The sequence below is a fragment of the Paenibacillus sp. BC26 genome, from assembly GCF_900116125.1.
Classification (GTDB): Bacteria; Bacillota; Bacilli; order Paenibacillales; family Paenibacillaceae; genus Paenibacillus_Z; species Paenibacillus_Z lignilyticus.
In genome coordinates this window covers 1935138-1950783 of the sequence record NZ_FPAD01000001.1, presented here as the reverse complement: position 1 = coordinate 1950783, position 15646 = coordinate 1935138, and the positions used below count along the sequence as shown (strand labels likewise).

The 15646-nt window shown below is 48.9% G+C and carries 13 protein-coding genes; 3 read left to right on the top strand and 10 right to left on the bottom strand.

The genetic code is table 11. The features are described from left to right. Positions 1-110: 110 nt before the first annotated feature. From BM412_RS08355 to BM412_RS08330, 6 genes are all read right to left on the bottom strand, one after another. Entirely contained in the window at positions 111-1268 is a 1158-nt protein-coding gene (locus tag BM412_RS08355) for a mandelate racemase/muconate lactonizing enzyme family protein (RefSeq protein WP_091216237.1), read from the bottom strand. A 188-nt stretch (positions 1269-1456) separates the two neighbouring features. Then, positions 1457-4114 carry an NPCBM/NEW2 domain-containing protein gene (locus BM412_RS08350; protein WP_091216235.1) on the bottom strand — a complete coding sequence of 886 codons (2658 nt, stop codon included), beginning with the start codon at positions 4112-4114 and terminating at the stop codon, positions 1457-1459. 313 nt (positions 4115-4427) lie between these two features. Beyond that, positions 4428-4709, bottom strand: coding sequence for a hypothetical protein (locus BM412_RS08345; RefSeq protein WP_091216232.1), 282 nt, complete (start codon positions 4707-4709; stop codon positions 4428-4430). Between the two features lie 22 nt (positions 4710-4731). Continuing rightward, positions 4732-5433: a YjjG family noncanonical pyrimidine nucleotidase gene (locus BM412_RS08340; protein WP_091216229.1), complete on the bottom strand. Its 702-nt coding sequence runs from the start codon at positions 5431-5433 to the stop codon at positions 4732-4734. A 468-nt stretch (positions 5434-5901) separates the two neighbouring features. Next, positions 5902-6369, bottom strand: coding sequence for a hypothetical protein (locus BM412_RS08335; protein WP_091216226.1), 468 nt, complete (start codon positions 6367-6369; stop codon positions 5902-5904). Positions 6370-6450: 81 nt separating this feature from the next. Continuing rightward, the gene (locus tag BM412_RS08330; protein ID WP_091216224.1) at positions 6451-7188 is read right to left on the bottom strand and encodes an SDR family oxidoreductase; all 738 of its coding nucleotides are present in this window, start codon (positions 7186-7188) and stop codon (positions 6451-6453) included. A gap of 186 nt (positions 7189-7374) precedes the next feature. Between BM412_RS08330 and BM412_RS08325 the strand changes: the two genes are divergently transcribed. The 3 genes from BM412_RS08325 to BM412_RS08315 all read left to right on the top strand — a co-directional run bounded on the left by BM412_RS08325 (position 7375) and on the right by BM412_RS08315 (position 11339). Beyond that, the gene (locus BM412_RS08325; RefSeq protein WP_091216221.1) at positions 7375-8289 is read left to right on the top strand and encodes an AraC family transcriptional regulator; all 915 of its coding nucleotides are present in this window, start codon (positions 7375-7377) and stop codon (positions 8287-8289) included. A 336-nt stretch (positions 8290-8625) separates the two neighbouring features. Further along, complete coding sequence (locus BM412_RS08320) at positions 8626-9372, top strand: ABC transporter ATP-binding protein (RefSeq protein ID WP_091216219.1); 747 nt, start codon at positions 8626-8628, stop codon at positions 9370-9372. Further along, positions 9369-11339 (top strand): ABC transporter permease, encoded by a 1971-nt coding sequence (locus BM412_RS08315; protein WP_091216216.1) that lies wholly within the window; start codon positions 9369-9371, stop codon positions 11337-11339. The genes BM412_RS08320 and BM412_RS08315 overlap by 4 nt, the downstream gene beginning before the upstream one ends. A 57-nt stretch (positions 11340-11396) precedes the next feature. On the opposite strand, the gene BM412_RS08310 is transcribed toward BM412_RS08315, so the two are convergent. The 4 genes from BM412_RS08310 to BM412_RS08295 all read right to left on the bottom strand — a co-directional run bounded on the left by BM412_RS08310 (position 11397) and on the right by BM412_RS08295 (position 15643). Next, positions 11397-12389: a sensor histidine kinase gene (locus BM412_RS08310; RefSeq protein ID WP_091216214.1), complete on the bottom strand. Its 993-nt coding sequence runs from the start codon at positions 12387-12389 to the stop codon at positions 11397-11399. Beyond that, complete coding sequence (locus BM412_RS08305; RefSeq protein ID WP_091216211.1) at positions 12386-13060, bottom strand: response regulator transcription factor; 675 nt, start codon at positions 13058-13060, stop codon at positions 12386-12388. Before BM412_RS08305 ends, BM412_RS08310 begins: the two co-directional genes overlap by 4 nt. A 77-nt stretch (positions 13061-13137) precedes the next feature. Continuing rightward, positions 13138-15177 carry a Na+/H+ antiporter gene (locus BM412_RS08300; RefSeq protein WP_091216209.1) on the bottom strand — a complete coding sequence of 680 codons (2040 nt, stop codon included), beginning with the start codon at positions 15175-15177 and terminating at the stop codon, positions 13138-13140. Positions 15178-15313: 136 nt separating this feature from the next. Beyond that, complete coding sequence (locus tag BM412_RS08295; protein WP_177245713.1) at positions 15314-15643, bottom strand: antibiotic biosynthesis monooxygenase family protein; 330 nt, start codon at positions 15641-15643, stop codon at positions 15314-15316. Positions 15644-15646: the final 3 nt, after the last annotated feature.

Here is a 15646-nt window from a genome sequence, read left to right as displayed (position 1 = left end):
GTTACACAATTAATTAATGGCATTAAAAAAACCACATCAGAACGATGTCCGATGTGGTTCACATGTAGTTAACGCGATTAATCATCTACGAATTTCTGTATAGCGACGCTTTAGCGATCAACGGAAACATAGTAATTTCCTTCGACAAAAGGGAACCGTTCCAGCGCATCTTCCGCCAGTTCCACGCCAAGTCCGGGTTTGTCCGGAAGCTCAAGCCATCCGCCTTGAATGACAGGAGTTTCCTGCACCATCTCCCATTGCATGGGTCCTTGAATGCGGCACAATTCCACTAGGATTGGATTCGGAAGAGCAGCAACCAGATGCGCGTTCGCCATTGTCATGACGCCGTTATGCCAGTTATGGGGGATTGTCGGAACGCCGTACTGCATGCCGAATTGCGCAATCGACATGGCTGCGGTAATGCCGCAGATCCCTGCATCCTGCTGAATAATCGAATAAGCTTGGCGCTCCATATAAGGAATGAATTGCTCGATCGTCGTGTATTGCTCTCCCCCGGTTACAGGGACATTCAACGCTGCGTTCAGCCTCGCATAACCCTCCACGTCCTTCTGCGGAATCGGCTCCTCGAACCAGCGGAATCCCCCAATGCGATCAAGTCCTTTGCCGAGGGCAAGCGCAATCTCTTCCGTCAAACGCTGATTACCGTCGATAGCGAGCTCCATCCGGCCCTTCACTTCCTGTGACAGTTCTTGAATCAGACCAAGCATTCGGTCCACGGTTACGCCATCCCATGCCCAGTGTGTGCCTACTCTGAACTTGAACACCTCATAGCCCTCAGCCATATACGATAGCGCTTCTTCAATCAGCTGCTCCGGCCGCTCTCTCCAATCGTAGCTGCAGCCGCCGGATGCATAGAGCTGCACTTTGTTAATCGGATTCGGAGAAAGCAGCTGCGCAACCGGTTTGCCTGCCAGCTTCCCGCGAATATCCCAAAGCGCACAATCAATGCCGGAAACGGCACAATCATAGGCCCATGATTGCCCATTGGGATGCAGCGCAATGGAAGGATCCCTTGGATCGCGACCGACCAGCAGAGGGCTGACTCTCCTTACCATATCGCTGATCTTACCGGGAACGCCATAGGCACAGGCTTCGCCGATTCCGATTACGCCTGCGTCGGTGCGAATGACCACAATTGCAGCTTCGGCTTTGATCGTCCGAAAAGTCGAAGTCATCCATTGCCTTTCCGGTTCATGCATTCTGGATAACAGAATCGTCTCGACATGCGTTATTTTAACATCCGACATCGCATTAACTCCCCCTATTGCTTCGAATAGAAACCCTTCTCCTCCATGTTGAAGGAATTGAATCAAATTATAGTCACCTCGCCAACACAAACCTATGGACAATCCTACGTTTTTTGGACGATTTCTCCGGCTTTGCAGAGCTCCAAACAAAGAGACCGATCAAAGATCGGCCTCCAATTCACAACTGTCTATTCTCCGGCTGGATAGAGAATTCTTGCGTCTCCCCAGTCTGCATGATCCCAATCGAAGCCATTGCCGCCATTGGTGACGACAAGCTTCAGCTCATTGACGCCGTCGATATTAAGATCAATATTTTGCGTCGCCGCTTCCGCGTTCATGACCCCACTGTCAAATGCCAATACGCCATCCAACCATACTTCAAAGCTTACTGCGCCATTGCCATACGTCTCATCGTCGACGCCGACGCTTGCTTGGAATTTGGCGTATTCGCCTCCCAGCGTATATACGATCGTGGACTCCGCGTGAGTTCCCAAACCTTTCGCGTAGACGACATTGTTAAGGGTAATCGGTTTGCCGTCTGACGATTTATCGCGCTGTATATTGCCCCATCCCGCTACGCCGTAATCCCAAGTATAGTCACTGAGATAAACCGTTGGCGAAGCAGGTGGAGCAAGCACGGCAGTTATCTCGTTACTTGCAATGGAGCTGTTGCCGGCAGCATCTTTCGCTTTGACGGTAAAAGCACTGGCGGTACCCGGAATGAGACCGGAAGCCGTGAACGAAGTCGCTGATGCGCCGGTTGTCGAACCGATCAAATTGCCGTTTCTATAAACCTCGTACCCTATTACCGCCTTATTGTCCGCGGATGCAGTCCAAGCAAGCGATGCACTGGTGCCGGTTACGGATACCGCTGCTAATCCGGCAGGCGCTGTTGGCGGCTGCGAATCGGGAAGTTCAGTCGTCACACTTAGCGCAGCGCTAGCCTCGGAAACATTTCCGGCTGCATCACGCGCTCGCAACGTGATACTATAAGTCGTCTGTGGCGAAAGCCCCGTAAGTGTGAAAGCTAATTCTCCCGGTGCCGTGCTGCCCGCTAGCGCACCGTCTTTATAGACATCGTAACCGACGACGCCGACATTGTCAGATGCAGGGCTCCATTTCAGATCAATCGTCTCATCGGTCTGCGATGGCGAAACCAGATTCGTAGGCACGTTTGGTTTCTTCGTGTCAGGCAGTCCCGGACTTACCAGAATGATTTTCTCTTTCACGTTCGAACGCCCTTCATTGTCCCATACGACAAGCGTCACGCGATAGATTCCCGGTTTGTCATAGACGTATGTCGGCTTAGAGGAAGCGCTGGGCAGACCTGCCCCGAAATCCCAAAGGTAGTTCGTGATCGTACCGTTATCTGTCGAGGTGCTTTCGAAGGTAACCGGTGCTCCTGCGCGTACCAGTATCGGATTGGTAAAATTAGCAACAGGCTTTGCATTCGCAAATCCGCGTGAAGTCGGCTGCGCATTGTTACCGTTCAAGAAGACTAGATTGCCTGACCATTCCAGGTGCTGCGCAGCGGCCGGATAAGGATCCATCGTCACTCCTTTGTTGCCGGAGATGATATTGTTCGTGAAGCTTAGTCTATCGACTCCCGCAGCATCCGTGATTTCGATCGCTTTACGTCCGTTATTCGCAATAAGGTTGCTGTCGAAAGATAGATTCTGCGAGTTGCCATGAATGCGAACGCCATTTCCCTCATAACCGGGATATGCGGCTTTCGGATTGCCCAGCTGGGTGTTGATGAAGCTGTTCTTGTAGAAATACTGGAACTGTTCGGTCTCGCCGGAGCCGGCGCCCTGCAGCTGCATCCCCCACATGACCATGTTCTTCACCACATTGTAGCTCCACAATTGATGTCCCGTTCCCGGAGATTGCTGAATGCCGACTTGCTGGCCGCCGTCTACCAGGTTGTCCGTCGTTACGGCGTTATCGGCCATAATCTCCAGTCCAATTGAACCGACTCTGCTTTCAGTCGGATGTACGACGTTTCGGCGCACCGCAATATTCTTGGAGCGCACCGCACTGATCCAGTAATCGACATGGTTATCCTCAATGATAGAGTTGTCCGCATTCGTATGAAGCTCAATGGAAAGGCCATGCTCCTTCAAACCCGAGCCCGTAATCGTATTGGATCGAACAATTGCGCCGGAGCTTCCGTCATTAATGAGAATGCCTCCACGCCCGGTATTGGCAATGACGTTATTCTCAACGGTTACATTCTTGGAATCCCAGCCCGCACGGACGGCAGCCCCCCAGATCGATCCTACGCCGATATTCGATACGTTATTGTTCGTGATTCGAACGTTCCGGGAGCCGACGACGTATAGCGCATGAGGACCGAAGCCTTCTACGGCTGCGAAGTCCTTGACAATCAGGCCGCTCATCTCGTTTCCGCCGCCGCCTTCGGATACTGCCGCTGACATTGCTAAGGTGCTGTTGTTCCCGTCGAGCGTCATATTTTTGATCGAAGCACCGGATACGTTAAGAAAATAAAACATATACGTCTCCGGGTTATCCAGATATTTCACGACTGTGCCGCTGCGATCCTCTCCGCGGATAGCGACGCCTGATTTCCCCTTCACTGTGCCTGCCAAATAATACGTACCTTTTGGGAGGAGTACCGTATCCCCCGGCGATGCTGCGTCGATAGCGGATTGAATCGCGGCTTTGTCGTCGAGATTATCAGCCCCGTTAGCCCCGAAATCGACGGCGGATAGCGTCGTTGATGCGACCGGACTTGCAGCGACATTGCTCAAAGGAATGGCAGATGTGACCATAATGGCAGACAAGAACAATCGAATGACAGCTTTCTTGGACGGCTTTACTTTCATCCTTCACTTCTCTCCTTCACTTGGTTAGTTACGGTGAATGAAATACAGATTCTCTAGTCATTGGCTAGATGAAGACGTACCCTCCTTCGATCGGAAATGTGGCAGCGAATTCCAATATATCCAACTAACATGCTACAGCACGGATCAAAATCGTGGATAGTGTACAATAACTGAAAATGACCCCTCATCACGAAAAGAGCGCTTATACATTTTTCGAAATCATGTACAAACCTCAACTTTCACACCTGGATAAACGCCAAAAAGCCCCCACTAATCTACTAGTGAGGGCTAATCCTGCATTTTTGCAGCCGTTCTATTCCAAACGATCTTTAAGATACATCGTCAGTGAATACAGCATCAGATGCAGTTCTTCGTTGGTCTCCGAAAAAGGGGTTTCTTGGACGCCATGAGCATCCCGTCGAAGCAATTCACGATTAAGTTTCGTGATGTTGGTTGCCAGTGTTTTGTTGTCCCAAGATTCGATGATGGCATTCATTTGAGGCTGCTTCTCATGCGCAATATTGTTAAATTCAGCGAACTTCGGATCCAGCATGAAGCCGGAAAAAGATATTTTGTCTTGTTGTGATTGTGTCATTGTCATCAGCACCAACTTTATATTATTTTGTTCGGTTAGGCGGGCAGATCGCAAATAGTTCGACTAACGTTGTGATCGTATATGTACTTTGGATATCCGCAGGGCTTGTTTGTCCTTTTCTGTTAATCCAACAGGTATCAATGCCGGAGAGATTACCTCCCTTGATATCGGTATGTAAGGAGTCCCCGATAATCAGAGCTTCACTTTTGTTGAAATCCTTAATTTGACTCATCACATAATCGAAGAATGCAGCAGACGGCTTTGAATGACCAATGCTTTGCGAGTCGAAAATAGCTTCAAAGAAATCATATAGACCCGATTGCTTTAATCTCTTGATTTGCGTTTGAGTGATCCCATTCGTAACAACGAACAACCTGTGGGATGCCGATAAGCTTTGAATCACTTCAAGCGCACCTTCGATATGCAGCTGGTCGACGGTGCCGAGCAGTTCTCTATACATAGACTCCCATTCGGGGCCGTCTACAACTTTGCCCAGTTTCAGCATCGTTTCGGAGAATCTTGTGTTGAGCACGACATCTAAACCTATCGTTCCAGTCTCATAATTTGCCCATAGCTGTTTGTTGACTGCGTTGTACACCGCAAATAACTCATCCGTAAACGTATACCCATGATGTCCAAACAATCGGGTTAACGATTCGGTTTCATTAGCGCCGAAATCCAACAACGTGTCGTCTAAATCAAATAACAGGATGTTGTAGCTCAAGTTCTCACCTCTGATACAAATATAATATAGAACAGTCTACCGCCTTACATCCTCGATGTACAGCGATAGACTGCGGAAATTAAGTTATTGGCGTTCGGCTCGTAAAGCGATTCCGATATTTAATGACATTAATCGACATGATCTGTTGCGATTCAGCTCGCACCTTCATATAGTTTAATCTTATTTCCATTCCTATACACCTCTTCATATCACTTATATTCCTAAAATCATCTATGGCCACCAACCTTCCCATGCACACTGAGAGTCTCATAGCGGAACTCTCGACGACGAAATCTGAGCAGATTGATGCTGAGATCCCGAAAATGAAACTCTCAGCATTGAAAAGCTGACAAGCTCTATAAAGAACAAAAAAAGCCCGCGAATGTGATTGACCTGCACCCGCTTGTTATTGGGGGCACATCATACATGCGGACTTCGCCTAAAAACCATACGTTTCCTCAGCTTGCCTTAAACGTTGCCAGAAGTATCCGGACCATCCGGTCCATCGACCAGATCGACGACTCCGACAGCAAGCACCGTGATTGCGGCTGCTTTTCCCAGCTTCTTGACGCCGTCTTTAATCAGTTCCTTATCATGGTCCTTGATGCCGGCCACCACTTCGATCCCGCTCTCGACTACGTATTGGATGCCTTGTCCTGCACCTCTCACCGTTGTCGTTGCCGCATCGCCAAGATCGTTTAGGCCGGTTTGTGCCCGCTGCTTATCCGCTGTTACCAAGCCCGCTCCTACATCCCATACGCCGCTTGCCGCCTGACCCGCAAGTTCACCCGTTTTGGAAGTAACTCGTTCTACATCATTGCCGATTTCTTTAATGTAATCGCTATGAACGAGTTCTCCGGCAACGCGCACCGTTCCTCCGATCACTCTGCCGGTTACATCGCCGGCTAATTTGCCGATTCCTTTCAGAAAGTCCATCTGAAACACCTCCGTATTGTTATTTATATTATAACGAAAGTTGAAGTGCTTCGTTTCGTTTCGTTTCCTTACGTTTCGTTTTCAATTAAATCCGCCATTCACGCGAATCGTCTGTCCCGTAATCCATCGCGCTTTGTCGCTGACGAGCAGATCGACCGCATTCGCGATATCCTCGGGTTCGCCAAGTCTGCCAAATGCGTTCATGCGGCGGAACGAATCAATCAGCTCCGGGGTTTTGCCGTTTAGGAACAAGTCGGTTGCGATTTGTCCCGGCGCGATGCAGGTGATCACGATGTCCTTAGGTGCGAACTCCTTTGCCAATTGACGCGTGATTTGCTCTACCGCCCCTTTGGTTGCGGCATATACGCTATAAGTTGGGAGCATCGCGCCGATAACGGAAGTGGAGAAGTTGATAATCGTCCCGCCTTGGGCCATATGCTTCATCGCCTGTTGGCATGCGAAGTAAGTCCCTTTCACATTAATGGCGAATTGCCGATCAAACATCTCCTCTGTGACTTCCGCCAGAGCCGTACACTCCATAACGCCCGCATTATTGACCAGAATGTCCACGCGTCCGTAACGCGCAATCGTCTCCGAGAATAACGCCTCGACAACACTCACTTTGCTCACATCGGCGCGAATCGCTGTCGCTGCTCCGCCGGATTGGACAATCGTTGTTACGACCTCGTCCGCCTTCCCCGGATTCGAGGAATAATTGACGACCACCTTCGCGCCGGACTGTGCCAGCTGGACAGCCAATTGTCGTCCAATCCCCCGGGATGCCCCTGTTACGATCGCTACTTTACCATTCAAATTCATATCTGTTCTCTCCTTATCGCTTCGAATTGGACAATCGTGTATTTGCAGTGTTCGGCTTGTAAGGTAATTATAGTCATGTTCTGCAGCCTGCCGTTAGAACATACCTGCACGTTTCTTGCCTAATTCTCTTCGGGATCGTTATGATAAGGAGGAACGGATATCGTTGGGAAGAAGGGAAAGCATCTCATGGATACAAGGAATGAATCACTTCGCATAGAGCAAGCTTTGCAGCAATTGGCACACTTGATACACCAACATGCTCCTTCGAGCGGCACCCATCAGACGATCGTGCCTTCTTTGCAGCTCATGCATGCGACACATTTGTCTGAACCGCTGGAAGCTGTCTATAAACCATCCATTTGCGTCGTGGCGCAAGGAGCAAAAACCAGCACGCTGGCTGACGAAACTTACCGGTACGACCCTTCGAATTACTTGATTACTTCCGTTGAATTGCCGATCGTCGGAAGAATTATCGAAGCTTCCCCCGGTATCCCTTACTTAAGCTTGAAGCTCAGCTTCGACACCGATATGATACTGGATATCGTGAAAGAGATGAATCGCCCCGTGGACATTTCCAACGAACGCAGTCGCGGGATCACTGTAAATCGACCATCTCCCTCATTACTTGAATCCATCGTTCGCCTAATGCAGCTGCTTCATGAGCCAGACGACGCTCCGATTCTGGCCCCACTCGTCATCCGAGAAATCTTGTATCGTGTCCTTCAAGGCGAGCAAGGAGCACTCCTCTACCAATTCGCAATCATTGGCAGTCATGCGAACAATATCGCCAGGGCTATTCAAATCATGAATCGCGAATTTGATCAGATCATCGTGGTTGAGCAGCTTGCAAAGTCCGTGAACATGAGCGCGTCAGCGTTCCACAAACATTTTAAACGGATTACGGCAATGAGTCCCTTGCAGTATCAGAAAACAGTGCGTTTGCAAGAAGCACGGCGGCTATTGCTTACGGAATCCATGCAGGCGGCCGATGCGGCATTCCGCGTCGGTTACGAGAGCCCTTCCCAGTTCAGCCGTGAATACGCGAGGATGTATGGGAGACCTCCTATGCAGGACGTTCAATTGTACTTGGCTTCGACTTAAGACATCTGCGCCGTAACGCTCTGTAACCGGTTCGCCACCCATTCAACGTCATACCCTGCGATAAGGTTTGCCGCGTCATGTTCCTTTTGGCAGCCACCTGTTCTTGGGTGAATCCGGCCTTCATTCTTCTTAAGTTGAGTCTCTCGGCAATAGTCATCGTATCGACTCCCCTTGCATTTATTTTCTCATTTTGCGTTGAAAAAGCTAGCAAGCATCTGTTGCATCTATCCGCTCCCACCTCTCAATATGACAAAAATGTCACTTTAGATGTTGTTAAATCGATGGTTGGAGGGCAAATTAGTCGGTATAGTGGAGTGGTAAAGGAGGCCGAAACACATGGGAGCCATTATACAAACCAAGAACTTATCGAAATCGTACGGGAATGTACAAGTCTTAAAAAGCATTGACTTAACGATCGAACAAGGGGAATTCACGGCGATTATGGGGCCGTCGGGCTCTGGCAAAACGACACTCTTGAATACGCTCTCTACGATTGACAGCTTTAATGGCGGCGAGGTATGGATCGAAGGCAGTTCGCTGTTGGACATGAAGAAGAAAACGTTACGAGATTTCCGGCAGAAACGCATGGGCTTTATTTTTCAAGATTACAACCTGCTGGACACCTTGACGGTGAAAGAGAATATTCTGCTGCCGCTTTCGCTGCAGAAAACACCGCTCGCGGAAATGGAGCAGCGACTAGCCCAAATAATAGCAGCCTTAAATATAGAGTCGATCCTGCAGCAATACCCTTCTGAAATCTCCGGCGGCCAGAAGCAGCGCACGGCAGCAGCGCGGGCGATGATTACGAATCCGGCGATCGTATTTGCCGACGAGCCGACCGGTTCCCTTGATTCGCGATCTGCTACTCAGCTGCTCGAACAAATTCAACTGCTGAATGAAACCTTTCAGACAACCGTTCTGTTGATTACGCACGACGCTTACGCGGCCAGCTACTGCCAGCGAGTCATCTTTCTTCGAGATGGGAAGATCGTGAGCGAACTGTTTAAAGGGGAACAGTCGGAGAAGCAATTTTTCGACCGCATTCTGACCGTTCAAAGTGCCATAGGGGGCGACCGGCGATGAGCTTGCTCGATTTATCATGGCGCAACATGAAACGAAGCTTTCGTCTCTATTCGATCTACTTCATTTCCATGCTGATTGGCGTCATCATTTATTTTACGTTCTCGTCCCTTATGTTTAACAAAGATATATTGGCAGCTATAGAAAATAAAGAAAATTTCCAGCTCGGCGTGTCCATCGCATCAGTTGTCGTATTCCTGTTCATTATTTTCTTCATCCTCTATGCAAACTCGTTCTTCATGAAGCAGCGCAAGAAGGAATTTGGGATGTATTTGCTCTATGGCATGAGTGAGCGACATATTGTGTGGATGGTCTTTCTCGAGACCGTGATTCTGAGCGCGATCTCCATCGTAAGCGGGATCTTGGTCGGCGGATTGCTATCCAAGTTCTTTGGCATGTTATTAATGGATTTGATGCAATACGATGACGTGATCTCCTTCGCTTTTCCGCTCGAGGCGATAAGATCGACGATTCTTCTGTTCGCAGTCATTATCCTCATTATCTGCGTGCAAAGCTACTTGACTGTGCGCCGCGTTCAATTGGTTGAGTTATTCCGTGCAAAAGCCGTTAAGGACAGGCCCCACCGATTCTCCGCATGGCTTGCGATTAGTTCCGTGCTCTTGTTAGGTATCGCCTTCTATCTCATTAGCCGAGATGGAAGCTCGGTTGTATGGCAGGATTACATCATGGTGAGTATGATTGCGGTAACTGTCGGTATCATCGGCGGGACGTATTTATTTTTCCGTCAGTTTTGGGGTTGGATCTTGGGCAAGCTCAGCGGGCGGAATAACTACTATACTGGCAACCGGATGCTGTGGATTTCCTCGCTGCGCTTTTCGATTCGCGGAAACACCTTAATGCTTACCTTCATCTCATTATTCAGTGCGTTAATCATCTTCTTGGTGGGCTTCGTTTCGATTAACTATACCGTGCAGATCTTATCGGCCGGCAAAGAGTTTCCGAACCACATTGCGTTCACGTCGCAAGATGCAATGAAACAAAAGCAGATTGAACAACTAATTGAGACAGATCATCCGATTACCCACCATACAAGAATCGATGGACTGGCTGCTGAACCGATCACAGACAGCGCAATCGCTTTTGGCAATTCAGATGCAGATAAAACGGGCATTCTTCTGTTCTCGGAATCGCAGTTTAATGACATCGTCAGCGTGCGCGGGGATAAACAGCAAGTGAATTTGAAGGACCAAGAAGCGGTCGTCCTTCTACCTGTAGGGGCTCATCCTATATCGTTTACAGAAGGGAACCAGCCTGCATTTACTGTAAAGCTTAAGGAAGAAGCGACATTCCGGCTTACGGAGAAGAAGAACTATACGTTTCTAAGCAAGGCTACCGACTCAAAAGGCGACGTTGGCGTATATCCTTCCATATTGATCATTTCCGATCAAGCCTTCGCAGAGCTAAAACCGGGAGCAACCCTGAGCCCGTTTGATATCTATCAAATCGAAAATGCCCGCAATTCTACGGCGTTATCCCATCAAGTTCATGATCTGGTTACAGAAACGCCGGGCACGTATTACGCTGCATTTGTCGATCTCTACTCCATCGATATCGAAACTTCATCCCTGCTGCTCTTCTCTGCTGCATTCCTTGCGGTTATTGCTTTGTTTGCCTTGGGAAGCATCATATACTTCAAGCAATTGCGCGAAGCAACGGAGGAATTGAGGCACTATTCGATCTTGCGAAAGCTTGGCATGGATGACGATGAAATGAAGAGGGTAATACGGAAACAGCTGCTGTTTGTCTTCCTGCCTCCCATTGTGCTTGGATTGCTGCACAGCTGGTTTCTTCTGATCTATCCTACGATGGAGGAGGTAAAGGATTACCCGCAAATCAAATCGATAATTACAGCGGTCCTGATCCTGTACGTGACCATCTATGCCCTGTTTTATTTATCATCGGCTAGTGTTTACTATAAAATCGCGAATCCAAAAAACGCAATGAATTAATCAAAATCCAGGCTTCCTAGTCGTGATGACGACTTTGGGAGCCTGGATTTTGAACGTTCATTGCGTTTGCTGCCTGAGCATCAAATAAGGATCCTCATCCTTCGGGAAATGGATGATACATTGCGTGAATACGCCGGCTTCAGAGGTACAAGTCAGATAGTGGCCTAGCTTGTTCGATAATTGCTGCGCCAAATATAACCCCATTCCGGTCGACTTCGTATGCTTGCGTCCCGTCTCACCCGTAAAGCCTCGATTAAAGATACGCGGAAGGTCTTGCGGGCTGATGCCAATCCCGCTGTCGCGAATAAGCAGCTGCTTCTCTTGCGGTGTCTCGACCGAAGATATCGTTATTTGCCCGCCGTGCTCCGTATACTTCAAGCTGTTCGTCAGAATCTGATTGACGATGAAATGCAGCCATTTGGGATCGCTTTGGACTTCCATCCAATCTGCTTGCATGTCGATTCGGATTTTCTTAGATATAAAGGTTTTCGAATGCGTTTTCACGATATCCTTGGAAATCTGCAGCAAATCGCATTTCTGAATATCGTAATCCTGGTTAAAGCTGTCGAGCTTGGCATAATAGAGCGCTTGATCGATGTAATTCTCAATCTTCGCGATCTCTTCCCTTAGGCTGTTGGCGTCCATCTCCGTTTGCTGAAGCAAGCGCAGCACCGCGATCGGGGTTTTGATCTCATGAAACCAAGAGACGATGAAGTCATAATGCTCATTTTGCCGATCATGGACCCGATTCATTTCGCGGATATGTTGTACTTTCAATTCATCCAAATACTGCCTTGTGAGCTCGCCCTCCAAGGTTAGACTGTCTATATCCCCGCTGCTCATTTGACGCATCACTCGCAAATTTTGCCGGTAGCGCACGAATAGGAATCCGAGTAAAACAAGCGAAATTAAAGTGAACGCATAGAAGAATGTCCCCCATGCCGGGCTGTCACTGCCATCGGCATAGAAAACCGCGGCCGTAATCAAGAATCCAACCATGTATAGATAGATGTAGGGCTTCTCGTAGGATAGAAAACGCAGGAAGGTCATTCGATCAAGTACCCCATTCCCTTGCGGGTTGCGATGAACGACTCCAATTCCAGCTCCGCGATTTTTTTGCGCAGCCTGTTCACGTTGACGGTCAATGTGTTGTCGTCCACGAACTGTTCTTCGTTCCACAGCGCTTGCATCAAGTCTTCGCGCGAAACGATTCTGCCGATATGGCGCATCATGAACTGTAATAAGATGAATTCATTCCGGCTTAACTCCGCGCTATTCCCTCTATATTCAATCCTGGAATTCGTCACGTTTAGTGTTAATCCCCGGTGGACAAATTTTAGGCTTTCATCTTCCTGATAGGTATATTTCCTGCGGATAAGCGCACCGATCTTTGCTACTAGGATATCCAATTCGAAGGGTTTCTGAATAAAATCGTCCCCGCCCATATTTATCGCCATCACGATATCCATATTCTGGTTGCGCGAAGACAGGAACATAATCGGTACCTTGGAAATGGAGCGTATTTGTTGGCACCAGTAATAGCCGTCCAATACCGGTAAATTGATATCTATTAGCACCAGATGAGGCTCTGTCCGTTTAAATTCGGCTAAGACCTGATCAAATTGGGTCACTTCCATGACTTCATATTGCCACTTGACCAGCGTATCCGCGACAATCCGTCTAATTTTCTCATCGTCTTCGACCAGCATGATGCTATACATGGTATCCCTCTTTATTCTCAAAGTTTCTACTAGTAGTTTAGCATAATAGTACCGTAGATTACCTCTGAATGAGGGGATTAACCGAGCTCAATCTGTTCGTACATGGATGCCTCTCGGTCTCGAATGATGCGGCGCAGCTCGGATACCAAACCACGGTCGATTTTCCCCTGCTCGTATAAATTCTGAACCTCGTACCTCTCCGCCTGAACCGCAATCCAGTGAAGCTCTTTGCGTGTTTCATCGAACGCTTCTTTCTTGCGTTTATGGTGAAGCTGAAACGAACGAAGCCGATTGACCAGCTGTTTGTAATAAGCAACCACGCATTCCGTCGGGTCATTGGCGCTCTCAGGTGCGCAAAGCGGCCCCATCTGGTTGATCACCACTTGTCCGCACTCGATACGAAGCCCTCTCAGCGATTCTAGATCTTGCTCCGTTAAAGCTCTCCGTCCGGATTGAGAAGTGCCGGTGAGCAGTTCTTTTAGTCTCCCGAGCAGTCGTTTGAACACCAACAACCACAAGTGCAGCCGATTTGCCAAAATAAGTTCAACTTGATCTAACATTTTGTTGTAGAAATCCGCATGAGTCTTGGTGATGGTGCCCTTCTCGAGCCGATGCTGAATATAGTTTCGTTCGATCTCCAGCGCTTCGATTCTTAGCGCGATTTCGTCTTGATTTAATCGAGATACCCTTTTGTACTGGTTGTCTTTCAGTCCAAGCTGCTGAATCATTTGATTGTACTCATCGATTACGGCTTCAACCGCATCCTCATTGACTTCGTTGCTCTCCTGCTGCAATTGGCGTATACCGGCTTGCAAGATGTGAATATGCCATTCGTTCTCTTCTTGTACCAATGCAATTTCGTCCGTTACCGCACGTTTCTTCGCAATGAGCGGCAGCAAAATACTGGCTGTCAACAAAGACAACAAGATGACGCAGGCGGCAAGAAAAATGATCAGGTTTCGTTCCGGAAACAGCTCTCCGCTATGCAGAAACAGCGGAATGGAGAAGGCGCCGGCTAGAGTAACGGCACCGCGCACACCGGAGATGGTCGTCATGATGAGTGCTTTGAAGCTCAAGGCTTCTTTACTGTAGGAGCCAAATATGCGCCAGCCCCGTGTAAAGAGCAGTGTCCACACAAACCGCAGCGCGAGCAGGAGCACAAAGATCGCAACGGCATAACCGATGACGACAATATTGTTAAAGCCCGGATCTTTGAAGATGACTGACGTCACGTCCGGAATTTGCGTTCCCAGAATGACAAATACAAGGCCGTTCAAGATAAACAAATAGACGGACCACGTACTGCTGGACACGGATTTCAGCTTTCCGATGTCGCACTCTACTCGATCTTTCTCAATGGCATGTACGATCCCGCCTGCGACCGCGGCCAGAATGCCGGATACGCCAACCTCTTCCGCACATAAATAAAGGACAAACGGCGTTAACAGCTGCAGGAGCATATGCATGGTCTCATCATCCAGCCCATTGCGGCGGAGCAGCTGTCTAATACCGGCGATGATAACGGCGAGCAACGCACCGACAAGAAGGCCGCCGATTGAGATGATAAGAAAGCTAATCGCGGCTTTATGAAGCGAGAAAACGCCGGTCACGGCTGCCGCGATCGCAAATTTGAAGGCAACTAAGCCGGAGGCGTCGTTCATTAAAGCTTCTCCCTCGAGAAGTCGCATGAGACTTCTGGGCAGGTGGATCCGCCCTGCAAGCGCGCTTACCGCGATCGCATCCGTCGGCGATAGGATGGCTGCCAATGCAAAGGCTGCAACCAGTGGAATCGACGGTATCATCCAGTGGATCGTATAGCCGACCACGAAAACGGTAGCGAACACGAGTCCTACAGATAGCAGTAATATCGGAGCGCGCAGCTTCCAGAGCTCTTCGCGCGGCGTATGTCTGCCATCATTGTACAGCAGCGGGGCGATGAACAAGATAAAGAACAGCTCCGGCTCGAGCTGAAGATGAATGCCGATCGGGAGCGTGGTAATAATGCCGCCAAGCACGATCTGAATGAGCGGTACCGGCACAAAAGGAACGAACCGGTAGAGCACATTCGAAACCCCTATTAGGACGAGCAGTACAAGTACGACAATAAACACTTCCAAGCTGGCTCCCCCAATCCGAGCAATTATTTCGTTATATTTTCCATAGTCGCAAACTGATATTCTCCCTTCATAAGGACGTTAATTAAGAAAGCCCCTTGGACGCTAGGTCGCAAAGGGCTTGGACAACATTTTCGATTTATTCAACCGCTGGCTCAAATGTTCGCACCACTTCATACATCCCGGGTTCAAACTTCGCTATCTTTAATGCTTCTTGGAGATACGGCAGCGGTTTAGGATCGCTTCGCATCGCGTTGTACTCCTCCTCGCTTCTCCACTGCGCATACATCGTCACTTTCGTCCCGTCCAAACTGCGATGAAGACTCGATGAGATAAACCCTTTCGCGTAGCGAACAGAGACATCCGTTGCGCTGGTTAGGAGCTCAACCAGACGATTCTGATTCTCGGGTTCTACTGTGAATACATTGATGAAGGTAAGAATTGGATTGTTCATTGAAATTTGAGTCATTAT